General features: G+C 63.0%; 14 protein-coding genes. 9 read left to right on the top strand and 5 right to left on the bottom strand.

Annotated features, from left to right (window positions below; genetic code table 11):
• The 5 genes from DBR12_RS23345 to DBR12_RS20980 all read right to left on the bottom strand — a co-directional run.
• A partial coding sequence (locus tag DBR12_RS23345; RefSeq protein WP_233245008.1) for a DUF3592 domain-containing protein occupies positions 1-267 on the bottom strand: 267 nt, incomplete at its 3' end.
• A gap of 197 nt (positions 268-464) precedes the next feature.
• Positions 465-3065, bottom strand: a complete 2601-nt coding sequence (gene acnB / locus DBR12_RS20995; RefSeq protein ID WP_108618997.1) for a bifunctional aconitate hydratase 2/2-methylisocitrate dehydratase — start codon at positions 3063-3065, stop codon at positions 465-467.
• Positions 3066-3193: 128 nt separating this feature from the next.
• A complete protein-coding gene (locus DBR12_RS20990; protein WP_108618994.1) occupies positions 3194-3850 on the bottom strand; it encodes a hypothetical protein in 657 nt (218 codons plus the stop codon).
• Between the two features lie 35 nt (positions 3851-3885).
• Positions 3886-4962: a CoA ester lyase gene (locus DBR12_RS20985; protein ID WP_233245007.1), complete on the bottom strand. Its 1077-nt coding sequence runs from the start codon at positions 4960-4962 to the stop codon at positions 3886-3888.
• 33 nt (positions 4963-4995) lie between these two features.
• On the bottom strand, positions 4996-5982 hold the full coding sequence (locus DBR12_RS20980) for a malate dehydrogenase (RefSeq protein WP_108618992.1): 987 nt from the start codon (positions 5980-5982) through the stop codon (positions 4996-4998).
• 226 nt (positions 5983-6208) lie between these two features.
• Here DBR12_RS20980 and DBR12_RS20975 point away from each other — a divergent pair, with 226 nt between their 5' ends.
• From DBR12_RS20975 to DBR12_RS20935, 9 genes are all read left to right on the top strand, one after another.
• On the top strand, positions 6209-6997 hold the full coding sequence (locus tag DBR12_RS20975) for a GntR family transcriptional regulator (RefSeq protein WP_108618996.1): 789 nt from the start codon (positions 6209-6211) through the stop codon (positions 6995-6997).
• Between the two features lie 134 nt (positions 6998-7131).
• Positions 7132-7566 carry a succinate dehydrogenase, cytochrome b556 subunit gene (gene sdhC / locus DBR12_RS20970; RefSeq protein ID WP_108618991.1) on the top strand — a complete coding sequence of 145 codons (435 nt, stop codon included), beginning with the start codon at positions 7132-7134 and terminating at the stop codon, positions 7564-7566.
• Positions 7567-7645: 79 nt separating this feature from the next.
• Entirely contained in the window at positions 7646-8011 is a 366-nt protein-coding gene (sdhD, locus tag DBR12_RS20965) for a succinate dehydrogenase, hydrophobic membrane anchor protein (RefSeq protein WP_063462847.1), read from the top strand.
• A gap of 29 nt (positions 8012-8040) precedes the next feature.
• The gene (gene sdhA, locus DBR12_RS20960; RefSeq protein WP_108618990.1) at positions 8041-9846 is read left to right on the top strand and encodes a succinate dehydrogenase flavoprotein subunit; all 1806 of its coding nucleotides are present in this window, start codon (positions 8041-8043) and stop codon (positions 9844-9846) included.
• Positions 9847-9871: 25 nt separating this feature from the next.
• The gene (locus DBR12_RS20955; RefSeq protein WP_094287180.1) at positions 9872-10576 is read left to right on the top strand and encodes a succinate dehydrogenase iron-sulfur subunit; all 705 of its coding nucleotides are present in this window, start codon (positions 9872-9874) and stop codon (positions 10574-10576) included.
• A 29-nt stretch (positions 10577-10605) separates the two neighbouring features.
• Entirely contained in the window at positions 10606-10941 is a 336-nt protein-coding gene (locus DBR12_RS20950) for a succinate dehydrogenase assembly factor 2 (RefSeq protein WP_108618989.1), read from the top strand.
• A gap of 62 nt (positions 10942-11003) precedes the next feature.
• A complete protein-coding gene (locus DBR12_RS20945) occupies positions 11004-12314 on the top strand; it encodes a citrate synthase (RefSeq protein ID WP_108618988.1) in 1311 nt (436 codons plus the stop codon).
• 284 nt (positions 12315-12598) lie between these two features.
• Positions 12599-14167 (top strand): phospholipase D family protein, encoded by a 1569-nt coding sequence (locus DBR12_RS20940; protein WP_108618995.1) that lies wholly within the window; start codon positions 12599-12601, stop codon positions 14165-14167.
• Between the two features lie 160 nt (positions 14168-14327).
• On the top strand, positions 14328-14488 hold a 161-nt coding region (locus DBR12_RS20935; RefSeq protein ID WP_146185593.1), incomplete at its 3' end, for a metal-sensing transcriptional repressor.

Raw genomic sequence — 14488 nt, 5'->3', positions numbered from 1 at the left:
TTGCGTGCCCTCGTACCGGGCACCGCCGAATTCATAGCGGTAACGTGCTTGCAGCGCGTAGGTGATGCCCCCTTCACTGCCCCGCCGCTGCCGCAGGTCCGCCTGGAGCACCTGCGCTGGCACGGCCACCCAGCTGCGCACCTGCCACGCTGCCTGCAGGGTCTGGGCCAAAGGCCGCAAGCCCGCCCAGTAACCGCCAAGGCCAAAACCGACCGCAAATATGGCCGTGAAAAGCAGCGCCCCTGCCCGACCCACCATGGATGCCATGCATGCCTCTCTTTCTTTTTATTGTTGTTGTGGCCGGAGCATAGGAACGGTTTCATGACAAAACCGTGACTGTCACATTTTTGCCTTCACGGCCAAGAGACGAAGAACGGCACCAGAAGCAAAAAAACGGCCCCGAAGGGCCGTGTTTTGTCTAGGCCGGAGGCGGTCTACACCACCATCCAGGCATCCGCTGCACGTCAGCAGGACGCAACCGCCGCACCTTTGGCGGCTTCTGCGTACTCTTCGATCTGGTCGAAGTTCATGTAGCGGTAGACGCTCGCCTTGTCGGCATCGATCACGCCCATTTCCTTGAGGTACTCCTCCCGCGAAGGCAGGTAGCCCAGGCGCGAGGCGATGGCGGCCAGCTCGGCCGAGCCCAGGAACACGTTGGTGTTCTTGCCCAGGCGGTTGGGGAAGTTGCGGGTGGAGGTGGAGATCACCGTCGCGCCCTCACGCACCTGCGCCTGGTTGCCCATGCACAGCGAGCAGCCGGGCATTTCGGTGCGCGCACCGGCCGTGCCGAACGCTGCGTAGTGGCCTTCCTTGATCAGCTCGCTCTCGTCCATCTTGGTGGGCGGTGCCACCCACAGCTTGACGGGGATGTCGCGCTGGCCGCCCAGCAGCTTGGCTGCGGCACGGAAGTGACCGATGTTGGTCATGCACGAGCCGATGAAGGCTTCGTCGATCTTGGTGCCCGCCACTTCGGACAGGAACTTGGCGTCGTCCGGGTCGTTGGGGCAGCAGACGATGGGTTCCTTGATGTCGGCCAGGTCGATCTCGATCACGGCGGCGTACTCGGCGTCCTTGTCGGCTTCGAGCAGGTCGGGCTTGGCCAGCCAGGCTTCGACCTTCTCGATGCGGCGCTGCAGCGTCTTGGCGTCGGCGTAACCGTCGGCGATCATGTTCTTCATCAGAACGATGTTCGAGGTCAGGTATTCCTTGATCGGCTCGGGGTTGAGCTTGATCGTGCAGCCAGCGGCAGAGCGCTCGGCCGATGCGTCGGACAGCTCGAAGGCTTGCTCGACTTTCAGGTCTGGCAGACCTTCGATTTCGAGAATGCGGCCCGAGAAGGCGTTGATCTTGCCAGCCTTGGCCACCGTCAGCAGGCCCTGCTTGATGGCGTACAGCGGGATCGCGTGCACCAGATCGCGCAGGGTCACGCCGGGCTGCATTTCGCCCTTGAAGCGCACCAGGATGGACTCAGGCATGTCCAGCGGCATCACGCCGGTGGCGGCGCCGAAGGCCACGAGGCCGGAGCCTGCGGGGAAGGAGATGCCGATGGGGAAACGCGTGTGCGAGTCACCGCCGGTGCCCACGGTGTCAGGCAGCAGCAGGCGGTTGAGCCAGCTGTGGATCACGCCGTCGCCAGGACGCAGGGCCACGCCGCCGCGGTTGGAGATGAACGCAGGCAGTTCGCGGTGGGTCTTCACGTCCACGGGCTTGGGGTAAGCGGCCGTGTGGCAGAAGGACTGCATCACCAGGTCGGCCGAGAAGCCCAGGCAGGCCAGGTCCTTCAGCTCGTCGCGGGTCATCGGGCCGGTGGTGTCTTGCGAGCCCACGGTGGTCATCTTGGGTTCGCAGTAGGTACCGGGGCGCACGCCCTGGCCTTCGGGCAGGCCCACAGCACGGCCGACCATCTTCTGCGCGAGCGTGAAGCCGGCATTCGTCGCCACGGGGGCGGTGGGCAGGCGGAACACGTTGGACGCTGGCAGGCCCAGGAATTCGCGGGCCTTGCTCGTCAGCGAGCGGCCGATGATGAGGTTGATGCGGCCGCCGGCGCGCACTTCATCGAACAGCACGTCGCTCTTGAGCTGGAACTCGGCCACGGTGGCGCCGTTCTTGACGATCTTGCCGTCATAGGGCAGCACGTCGATCACGTCGCCCATTTCCAGCTTGGACACGTCCACTTCGATCGGCAGCGAGCCCGAGTCTTCCTGCGTGTTGAAGAAGATGGGAGCGATCTTGCCGCCCAGCGTGACGCCACCAAAGCGCTTGTTGGGCACGAAGGGGATGTCCTGGCCGGTGGCCCAGACGATGGAGTTGGTGGCCGACTTGCGCGAAGAACCGGTGCCCACCACATCGCCCACGTAGGCAACCAGGTGGCCCTTCTTCTTCAGGTCATCGATGAACTGCATGGGGCCGCGCTTGCCGTCTTCTTCGGGCTTGAAAGCCGCGTCGGGACGGGTGTTTTTGAGCATGGCCAGGTAGTGCAGCGGGATGTCAGGACGGCTCCAGGCATCGGGTGCGGGCGACAGGTCGTCGGTATTGGTTTCGCCGGGCACCTTGAACACGGTGACGGTGATCTTCTTGTCGACTTCGGGGCGCGAAGTGAACCACTCAGCATTGGCCCAGCTCTGCATCACTTCCTGGGCCTTGGCGTTTCCTGCCTTGGCCTTGGTGGCGACGTCGTTGAAGAAGTCGAACATCAGGAGCGTCTTCTTGAGCGCTTCGGCAGCCACACCGGCCACTTCGGCATCGTCCAGCAACTCGATCAGAGGGTGCACGTTGTAGCCGCCCACCATGGTGCCCAGCAGTTCAGTGGCCTTGGACTTGGAGATCAGGCCCACCTTCACGTCGCCATGTGCCACGGCGGCCAGGAAGCTGGCCTTGACCTTGGCGGCATCGTCCACACCCGGGGGCACGCGGTGCGTGAGCAGGTCCAGCAGAAAGGCATCTTCACCAGCGGGTGGGTTCTTGATCAGTTCGATCAGGTCGGCCACTTGCTTGGCATCCAGGGGCAGCGGTGGGATGCCCAGAGCGGCACGCTCGGCCACATGGTCACGGTAGGCTTTCAACATCATTTTTCTCCGGTTGCGTTCTAAAGTGGGGCGGTTTGCCAGGCTGCAAGGGTCTCAAGGGCCCTCACGCCAGCACACACAAGGGGTTCGTGGATTTCTGGGGGCAGTGGCGCAGAAAAGCGAGCGGACTACTTGGCCGCAGGCAGGGGTTCGAGAACACTCACTGGTGGGTTCTTCTTGATGGCTTCGGCGACTACCACCTGCTCAGCACTCATGCATTCATCAGCCAGGCGCTGGCCGAGCTTCTGGTTCATCAGCATGGATTTGTTCGCGATCTGCAGCCAGACGGCACCACCCCTCTGGTCCTCCAGACGCACCGTGCCGGTGGTCGTGGCCACGGGCGACATGAAGTACTTGAAGCCCTTGCCTTCCACATGGAAGTGACCGGGCGTGGCTGCGTCGGCCGTCACCGTGACAAAAGCCCCCAGCTCGCAGGGCATACGGCCTGTGTGCACGCGCTCGGCGATGGCCAACTCGGCAGGCGAGAGCGCTGCTTCTGCAGCCATGATGCCTGCAGCCACCTGGTTGGTGGCGCTTTTCAGCTGGGTGCGGCTGCTGGTAGGCTCGACCTTGGCAACTGCTGTCTTCTTGGCTGCGGGCTCCTTAGCTGCAGCCTTGGTGGGCTTGACCTCGGACTTGGCTGCCGTCTTGGGTGCGGGTTTTGCGGCGGGCTTGGCTGCCGCAGTCTTGCTTTCGGGCTTGCCCGCAGGCTGGGCCGAGCCGGTTTGGGCCAGGGCCATGGCCGGGGCCAGAAACAGGAGAGCGGAGGCAATAATGGATTTCATGGAAAGTCCTGCGTAGGGGTGTTCAGGAAGGCGGTTCACGATGGAACAACCGCCGATGCGCCAAACCAGGGGCGCACAGACGGGGAAAGCGCGCGCCCGGTGTGGTGGGCGCGCTCAAGGATCTGCCAGTAAAAACGGTAACTGGCGCGGTCATGCAGCACGCCTTCAAAGCTGATGGGAGCCCAATCAGATTGAGCGGCGGCCGATATTATTTTTGAAGCATTGTCGATATCGTCCTGCTGCGGCGCAAAGGCCTGCAGGATGGGACGTATCTGTGAGGGGTGGATGCTCCACATGCGGGTGTAGCCCAGCTCCTGCGCAGCACGGCGGGCCGCACCCTGCATGGCCACGGTGTCGGAGAACTCGGTCACCACACAGTGCGAGGGCACCTTGCCGTGGGCATGGCAGGCGGCGGCAATCTCCAGCTTGGCGCGCACCACCAGCGGGTGGGCAAACTGCCCGGCCGAGGTCATGCCCTGGGCCGGGATCGCACCGCCATGGGCCGACACAAAGTCCATGAGGCCAAAGCTCAGGCTCTGCACCCGGGGGTGGGAGGCAATGTCAAAGGCCCGATGCACGGCAGCGGGGGACTCAATCAGCACGTGGATCGGAAGTTGGGGTGCCGAGGCGCGCTCCAGCGCACGCTCCACCTGCAGCACGTCGTCCAGGGATTCGACCTTGGGCACCATGATGTGGCAGAGCCTGTGGCCTGCTTCACCCGCGATCGTGGCGACATCATTGGCAAATGCAGGGTGGTCCACGGCATGCACGCGGGCGGCGACGCGGGCCGTAGGCGCGGCGCCCAGCGCCAGGCTGGCCACCAGCCGTGCATGGTCGGACTCGAAACCGACCGGGGCACCGTCTTCACAATCCAGGGTCACGTCAAAGACGCAGGTGCCCATCTCCTGTGCCATCTCGGCCTGCAGCTGCAGGCTTTTGCGCATGCGTGCTTCCACACCGCTGTAGTGGTCGCACACGGGCAGGAATCCGGTCTGCGCCTGCGCACCCAGCAGCACATCCCTTGGATGCGCGCTGCCGGAAGGCAGGGCAGAAGAGAGCGCAGCGCCCTGCCCCTGAACAGGGGCCGGGACGGCCCGAAGGCCCGAAGCCATGGGCGTCGGCTGCATTGCGTTCACCAGGCTTGTTTACAGCAGGTGCTTGACGCCGTCTTGCTCGCCTTGCAGTTCGGCCAGCGTCTTGTTGATGCACTCTTGCGAGAAGGCATCAATCTCCAGGCCTTCGACGATCTTGTACTCGCCGTTTTCCGTGGTGACGGGGAAGCCGAACACGATGCCTGCAGGAATGCCGTATTCGCCGTTCGAGGGCACGCCCATCGTGACCCATTCGCCGCTGGAGCCCAGGGCCCAGTCACGCATGTGGTCGATGGCGGCGTTGGCAGCCGAAGCAGCCGACGACAGGCCGCGAGCGGCGATGATGGCAGCACCACGCTTGCCCACGGTGGGCAGGAAGGTTTCAGCGTTCCAGACCTGGTCGTTGATCAGTGCCTTGATGGACTGGCCGTTCGTGGTGGCGAAACGGTAGTCGGCGTACATCGTGGGCGAGTGGTTGCCCCACACGGTCAGCTTGCGGATGTCGCCCACCTTGGTGCCGGTCTTGGCGGCCAGTTGCGAGGCAGCGCGGTTGTGGTCCAGGCGCAGCATGGCGGTGAAGTTCTTGGCTGGCAGGTCAGGTGCCGACTTCATGGCGATGTAGGCATTGGTGTTGGCGGGGTTGCCAACCACCAGCACCTTGACGTTGCGCGAAGCCACGGCGTTCAGGGCCTTGCCCTGGGCGGTGAAGATCTGGGCGTTGGCAGCCAGCAGGTCGGCGCGCTCCATGCCGGGGCCGCGAGGACGGGCACCCACGAGCAGCGCGTAGTCGGTGTCCTTGAAGGCTTGCAGCGGGTCGCTGTGGGCTTCGATGCCGGCCAGCAGGGGGAACGCGCAGTCTTCCAGCTCCATGATCACGCCCTTGAGCGCGTTCTGGGCCTTTTCGTCAGGGATTTCGAGCAACTGAAGAATGACCGGCTGGTCCTTGCCCAGCATTTCGCCGGAGGCGATACGGAACAGCAGGGCGTAACCGATTTGACCAGCGGCACCGGTGACGGCTACGCGAACAGGCTTCTTGCTCATGATGAGAACTCCAGGGAAGTAAGGAAAACAGGTGTGTGTGCAACGCAAGCACCAGCGCCTGTTACCAGCAGCCCGTGCCCCGCAAAACAGCCTTGGAGTTTACCCCCGATTGGACGCCTCGGTCAATTTGTCTTATGTCTTATATAAGATATGATTGCAACCCGTTTGTCGTCCGGTTGTCATGTGGCATCCGGTGCGCCACACCACAAACCACGCGCCACCCGCCATGTCATCCCTGCCGTTCGCCGCCGACACCCCCGCCACGCCCCCTGGCGCTGCGGGCGCCACCACGCCGGCGTTCAGCCCGCTATACCAGCAGATCAAGGGGCTGATCCTGCAAAGTCTGCAGCAGGGCGAATGGAAGCCCGGCGAAGCCATCCCCAGCGAAATGGAGCTGGCCGCCCGGTTCAGGGTGAGCCAAGGGACGGTGCGCAAGGCCATCGACGAGCTCGCCGCCGAGAACCTGGTCATGCGCCGCCAGGGCAAGGGCACCTTCGTGGCCACCCACGCCGAGCAGCATGTGCAATACCGCTTCCTGAAACTGCTGCCCGACACTGGCGACGCCCGGGTTGAAGGCCCGGCCCAGCGCCGCGTGATCGATTGCCGCCGCGTGCGCGCCAGCGCCGATGTGGCGCGCACCCTGGCCCTGCGCAGCGGCGACGCCGTGATGCAAGCAAGGCGCATCCTGTCGTTTGCCGGGGTACCGACAATCCTGGAGGACATCTGGCTACCAGGACAAGCCTTCAAGGGCCTCACAGCCGAGCAGCTGGCCAACTACCAGGGACCCACCTACGCCATGTTCGAGCTGGATTTCGGTGTACGCATGGTGCGTGCCGAAGAAAAGATCCGTGCCGTGCTGCCCGAAGCGGAGCAGGCGCAACTGCTGCAGATCACGCCCGCCACGCCTCTTTTGAGCGTGGAGCGGATTGCCTACACCTACAACGATGTTCCCATGGAGTTACGCAGGGGGCTCTACCTTACCGATACCCACCATTACCGTAATGAATTGAGCTGACAGCAGGCTGGCACCCGAGCATTCACGTCGAAAATTACGGCGGGGCCAAACCCTTTATTGTTGCGTTGCAATAGAATTTTGCGTTCTTTGCATCTCCGAATTACAAAGAAGTTACATCCACGAAAGCACTCAACATGACCGAGCTTGCCAAAAAACGGCCTGAATTCCGCAACATCAATGCCTTCAAGGACCTCACCACCTACCGCATGACCCCTGCGGCATGGGTCTCGATCCTGCACCGCGCGAGCGGGCTGATCATGTTCCTGCTGTTGCCTTTCATCATCTGGATGTTCGACACCTCAGTGTCGTCAGAAATCTCATTCGCCAAATTCACGGCGGCTTTCAACATCGGCATCGGCTTCGTGCCAGGCTGGTTCATCAAACTTGTGGCTCTGGCTCTGATCTGGTCTTACCTGCACCACTTCTGCGCCGGTTTGCGCCACCTGTGGATGGATGTGAGCCACAGCGCCGTGAACAAACAGTTCGGAAAGACCTCGGCCCTCTCCGTGTTCGCGGTGAGCATCGCTCTGGCACTGGTGCTGGGCGCCAAGCTGTTCGGCCTGTACTGATTGATCGATAGCAACACATAAAAAATGCGGTGACCGCTGCCATCCCGCAGCAAACACCGCCGCACAAGAGGAAAGACCCATGTCCGTCAATTACGGTTCCAAGCGCGTCGTCGTCGGCGCCCACTATGGCCTGCGCGACTGGCTCAGCCAGCGCGTCACGGCAGTCCTGATGGCCCTGTTCACCCTGGCGCTGCTTGCCCAGGTGATCTTCTCCAAAGGCCCTATCGGCTATGACAAATGGGCCGGCATTTTCTCGGCCCAATGGATGAAGGTACTGACCTTCACGGTGATCATTTCGCTGGCTTGGCACGCCTGGGTTGGTGTGCGCGAAGTCCTGATGGACTACATCAAGCCCGTGGGTCTGCGCCTGGCACTGCAGGTGTTCACCATCGTCTGGCTCGTCGGCTGCGCCGGCTGGGGTATCCAGGTTCTGTGGCGTCTCTGATTGATCCCCGCGACTGAAGGCAAACAACAATGAGCTACACCAACGCTAACATCACCAAGCGCAAATTCGACGTCGTCATCGTCGGGGCCGGCGGCTCCGGCATGCGCGCTGCGCTTGAACTCTCCCGTGCAGGCCTGAACGTGGCCTCGCTGTCCAAGGTGTTCCCGACCCGCTCCCACACCGTGGCAGCCCAGGGTGGCGTGTCCGCATCGCTGGGCAATATGAGCGAGGACAACTGGCACTACCACTTCTACGACACCATCAAGGGCTCTGATTGGCTGGGCGACCAGGACGCCATCGAGTTCATGTGCCGCGAAGCACCGAACGTGGTGGTGGAGCTGGAACACTTCGGCATGCCGTTCGACCGCAACCCCGACGGCACCATCTACCAGCGCCCCTTTGGCGGCCACACCGCCAACTATGGTGAAAAGCCCGTGCAACGCGCCTGCGCTGCAGCCGACCGCACCGGCCACGCCATGCTGCACACGCTGTACCAGCAGAACGTGAAGGCCAAGACGAACTTCTTCGTCGAGTGGATGGCCCTAGACCTGATCCGCGATGCCGACGGCGACGTGGTCGGTGTAACGGCCCTCGAAATGGAAACCGGCGACCTGTACATTCTGGAAGCCAAGACCGTGCTGCTGGCCACCGGTGGTGCAGGCCGCATCTTCGCCGCATCGACCAACGCCTTCATCAACACCGGTGACGGCCTGGGCATGGCGGCCCGTGCCGGCATCCCGCTGCAAGACATGGAGTTCTGGCAGTTCCACCCCACCGGCGTGGCCGGCGCGGGCGTGCTGCTGACCGAAGGCTGCCGTGGCGAAGGCGCGATCCTTCTCAACAGCAACGGTGAACGCTTCATGGAGCGCTATGCGCCCACGCTGAAGGACCTGGCCCCCCGCGATTTCGTGTCCCGCTCGATGGACCAGGAAATCAAGGAAGGCCGTGGCTGCGGCCCCAACAAGGACTACGTGCTGCTCAAGCTCGACCACCTGGGCGCCGACACCATTCACAAGCGCCTGCCCTCGGTGTACGAAATCGGCGTCAACTTCGCCAACGTGGACATCACCAAGGAACCGATCCCTGTGGTGCCCACCATCCACTACCAGATGGGTGGCGTGCCCACCAACATCAACGGCCAGGTCGTCACGCACGACGGCAGCAACAACCAGGTCGTCAACGGCCTGTACGCGGTGGGTGAATGCTCCTGCGTGAGCGTGCACGGCGCCAACCGCCTGGGCACCAACTCGCTGCTGGACCTGCTGGTGTTCGGCAAGGCTGCCGGCCGCCACATCGTCGAGTTCAACAACAAGAACAAGGAGCACAAGCCCCTGCCAGCCGATGCGGCCGACCGCACGCTGGAGCGCCTGAACCAGCTCGACAAATCCACCGGCGGCACCTACTCGCAGGCCCTGGCAGGCGACATCCGCGCCACCATGCAGCAACACGCTGGCGTGTTCCGCACCCAGGCCAGCATGGACGAAGGCGTGAAGAAGATTGCCGAGCTGCGCACCCGCGTGGCCGGTGTCACGCTGCAGGACAAGTCGAAGGTGTTCAACACCGCGCGCATCGAAGCGCTGGAAGTGGACAACCTGATCGAAGTGGCCCAGGCCACGATGGTGTCGGCCGCTGCCCGCAAAGAATGCCGTGGCGCCCACACGGTGTACGACTACGAACAGCCTGCCGACCACCCTACGGCACCGCTGGGCCGCAACGACGCCGAGTGGATGAAGCACACCCTCTGGCACAGCGCCGACAACAGCCTGACCTACAAGCCAGTGAACCTCAAGCCCCTGACGGTGGACAGCGTGCCGCCCAAGGTCCGGACGTTCTAAACAGTAGCCCCACGAGAGCAGAACCATGCAAAAGCGCACATTCCAAATCTACCGCTACGATCCGGACAAGGACGCCAAGCCCTACATGCAGACCATCGAGATCGAACTCGACGGCCACGAACGCATGCTGCTGGATGCCCTGGTCAAGCTCAAGGAACAAGACCCCACGCTGTCGTTCCGCCGCTCCTGCCGTGAAGGCGTTTGTGGCTCCGACGCGATGAACATCAACGGTAAGAACGGCCTGGCGTGCCTCACGAACATGAACACCCTCAAGGGCACGATTGTTCTGAAGCCCCTGCCCGGCCTGCCAGTGATCCGCGATCTGATCGTGGACATGACGCAGTTCTTCAAGCAGTACAACTCGATCAAGCCCTACCTGATCAACGAAGGCCTGCTGCCTGAGAAGGAACGCCTGCAAAGCCCTGAAGAGCGCGAAGAACTCAACGGCCTGTATGAGTGCATCCTGTGCGCCAGCTGCTCCACCAGCTGCCCCAGCTTCTGGTGGAACCCCGACAAGTTCGTGGGTCCGGCCGGTCTGCTGCAGGCCTACCGCTTCATCGCCGACAGCCGCGACGACGCCACCGGTGCGCGCCTCGACAACCTGGAAGATCCGTACCGCCTGTTCCGCTGCCACACCATCATGAACTGCGTGGACGTGTGCCCCAAGGGCCTGAACCCCACGAAGGCCATTGGCAAGATCAAGGAATTGATGGTGCGCCGCGCCGTCTGAGCCAGCCCAACCCTGCTGAGCGCCAGGCCATGGAATCCACATCCGCCCCATCCACCACGATCACGCCAGCAGCGGCCTCGCCGCTGCTGGACGCGCGTGAACTGAGCAAGCTGCACTGGCGCTGCCGGCGCGGCCTGCTGGAGAACGACCTGTTCATCGAACAGTTCTTCACCCGCTACGAATCGTCGCTGACCCAACGCCACGCGCAAGGCATGCGCGCATTGATGGACCTGGCGGACAACGACCTCCTGGACCTGCTGCTGCAGCGGCGCGAGCCAGCAGGCGAGCAAGACACAGAAGAAGCACGCGAAGTGCTCGGCATGCTGAGACAAAGCGGTGGCACCCCCACGGCCCTGCAGGCCTGACACCTCCCACAAGCACGCCCAAGACCGGATCACTATCGGCAACCTACCCAAGGAAAGTAACAATGAAGCTAGCTGACAACAAAGCCACCCTGTCCTTCAGCAATGGCAGCCCCAGCGTGGACCTGCCGGTCTACCAGGGCAGCATTGGCCCGGATGTCATCGACATCCGCAAGCTGTACGCGCAGACGGGCATGTTCACCTATGACCCCGGCTTCCTGTCTACGGCAGCCACCCAGTCCGCCATCACCTACATCGATGGCGACAAGGGCGAACTGCTGTACCGCGGCTACCCCATTGAACAGCTGGCTGAAAACTGCGACTTTCTGGAAACCTGCCACCTGCTGCTGTACGGTGACCTGCCGAACGTGGCGCAAAAGGCCGACTTCACCAGCCGCGTGACCAACCACACCATGGTCAACGAGCAGATGCAGTTCTTCCTGCGCGGCTTCCGCCGCGACGCGCACCCCATGGCCGTGCTGACCGGCCTGGTGGGCGCCCTGTCGGCCTTCTACCACGACAGCACGGACATCAATAATCCGCAGCACCGTGAGATCGCCGCGATCCGCCTGATCGCCAAGATGCCGACCCTGGTCGCCATGGCCTACAAGTACGGCATGGGCCAGCCCTACATGTACCCGCAGAACAACCTGTCCTACGCAGGCAACTTCCTGCGCATGATGTTCGGCACGCCCTGCGAAGAGTACAAGGTCAACCCCGTGCTGGAGCGCGCGCTGGACCGCATCTTCATCCTGCACGCAGACCATGAGCAGAACGCCTCGACCTCCACCGTGCGCCTGTGCGGCTCTTCGGGCACCAACCCGTTCGCCGCAATCGCTGCGGGCGTGGCCTGCCTCTGGGGCCCAGCCCACGGTGGCGCCAACGAAGCAGCCCTGAACATGCTGTACGACATCCAGGCCCAAGGCGGCGTGGAAAAGATCGGCGACTTCATCAAGCAGGTCAAGGACAAGAACTCCGGCGTCAAGCTCATGGGCTTTGGCCACCGCGTGTACAAGAACTACGACCCCCGCGCCAAGCTCATGCAAGAGACCTGCAATGAAGTGCTGGCCGAGCTGGGCCTGGAAAACGACCCGCTGTTCAAGCTGGCCAAGGAACTGGAAAAGATCGCCCTGGAAGACGACTACTTCGTGCAGCGCAAGCTCTACCCGAACGTGGACTTCTACTCCGGCATCGTGCAGCGCGCGATCGGCATCCCGGTGAACCTGTTCACCGGGATCTTCAGCCTGGCCCGCACCGTGGGCTGGATCGCCCAGCTGAACGAAATGATCGGCGACCCCGAGTACAAGATCGGCCGCCCCCGCCAGCTGTTCACCGGCTCCGTGCGCCGCGACGTTCCGCCTCTGGCCAACCGCTGATCGGACGCGGCGCAGAACGCCGCCTGTCGCTTCAAAAAAGCCCGCATGCTCTGCCTGCGGGCTTTTTTCATGGTGCGGCCATGACTGCAGCGCACAACACCTTACAGGCGCGCGCAACGATGTATGCAGGCGCTTCAACCTGGAAACAGCCGTTGACCGCTTGCTTCTTTTTGGAGAGCCCTATGAACACTGGATTTCTCCACTTTGATGACGTGCACCTGCGAGGTGAAAACGCTATGTTCCAGTGGCACACTCCACCGCTGCACCGCTCTCCCGATGCCGCCATGAGATGTTTACTTGCCTGCTGCGCCCTTGCGCTGAGCCTGCTGCTTTCGGGATGCGGCCTTCCCCCACCCCAGGAACGCACTACCAGCCAGGGGCTGGAGGTGGCCGAAACTGCCAGCACTCCGCTGGGCAAGGGAGTAGACGCACTCCGGCGGCAGGCGGGCGCTACCCCGGACCTCACCGGCTTTTACGCGCTCCTCGACGCTAAGGAGGCCTTTGCAGCGCGTGCACTGATGGCACGCATGGCTCAGCGCTCCCTCGATATCCAGTACTACATCTGGCGCGGCGACAAAACAGGCGACCTGCTCGCGCACGAACTCATACTGGCGGCTGATCGCGGGGTACGCGTGCGGCTGCTGCTGGACGATGCAGGAACGGAAGGTCTTGACGACACCTTGCTTGCGCTCGATAGCCACCCGCTGATCGAGGTCCGCCTGTTCAACCCCTTCACGCTGCGCTGGCCCAAGCCCCTCGGCTACACCACAGATTTTTTCCGGCTGAACCGGCGCATGCACAACAAGTCGTTCACGGCAGACAACCAGGCCACCATCGTGGGTGGACGCAACGTGGGTAACGAGTACTTTGGGGCCACTGACGGCGTTTTATTTGCCGACTTGGACCTGCTGGCAGTCGGTGCGATCGTACCGGCGGTCTCCAAAGACTTCGACCGCTACTGGGCCAGTACGGTCTCCTACCCGGTCGGGCAAATCGTCACCCGTCCAGCCTCGCTGTCTCTGCAAGGCCTGCGCGCTCAGGGACATACGCTGCTGGAAAGTGCGCAGGCGCGCGACTACCGCGATGCAGTCACCCAAACCCCTTTCATTCAGCGCCTGGTCCAGGCACAGCTGCCCATGGAATGGGTGCCCGCGCGCCTGGTGAGCGATGACCCGGCCAAGGCACTCGGTACAACCCAAGCGCGCCAACTGATCGGGACGCAGATCCGCGACGCATTGGGCGAGCCAGAGCATTCCCTGAATCTGGTCTCGCCCTACTTTATTCCTACGGAAGAGGGGGTTCAGGCCATCGCAGCCCTGCGTGACAAGGGCGTGCAGGTGCGCGTTCTGACCAACTCGGCGCAAGCCACCGATGTGACAGTGGTGCATGCGGGTTACGCCAAATACCGCCCGCCGTTGCTGCGCCACGGTGTGGAGCTGTATGAATTGCGCCGGACGGCCCCGAGATACGTCCCTGACGACGAGAGACAGAAATTCGCCCTTCCAGCACTTGGCAGCAGTGGCTCCAGCCTGCACGCCAAGACCATGGCGGTGGATGGCAAGCGGGTGTTCGTGGGCTCCTTCAACTTCGACCCGCGCTCGGCGGCGCTGAACACGGAAATGGGCATCGTCGTGGACAGCCCCGCGCTGGCTACGCAAATCGAACAGGGCTTCGCCACGCAAATTCCGGCCATGGCCTACCGCGTCGTGCTGGATGAAAAAGAAGGGCAATTGCGCTGGCACAGCGGGGTCGGCCATCCGCCCCCGGTCTACAACACCGAGCCAGACATGAGCCTGGCGCGCAGCCTTCTGGTCTGGCTGGTAGGCATTCTGCCCGTGGAGTGGCTGCTGTAGCTGGCCTCCACCAGCATGGCCCGGCCCTCTCGCACGCCCACGGATGGCAGCCCCAGCATATACCCCCCTCCAGTAAAAGCCCCTTTTAGACCTTCTCCGCGCGACAGTAAACAGCCATCAACTTATACTACCACCCAGTACTAATAAGAACACCGGAGCCATGCCCCACTCGCCGGAAGACAAACAGCGCGCCATCACCCGCCTGCGCCGCATTCGCGGGCAGGCGCAGGCGCTGGAGAAAGCCGTCGCGGCAGGCAGCGACTGCGCCCCCATCCTGCAACAGTTGGCCGCCATGCGCGGCGCCGTACATGGGCTCATGAC

Source organism: Acidovorax sp. HMWF029, assembly GCF_003060895.1.
Classification (GTDB): domain Bacteria; phylum Pseudomonadota; class Gammaproteobacteria; order Burkholderiales; family Burkholderiaceae_C; genus Acidovorax.
Note: the sequence above shows the minus strand (reverse complement) of the source record. Positions and strands in the feature narration are given on the sequence as shown.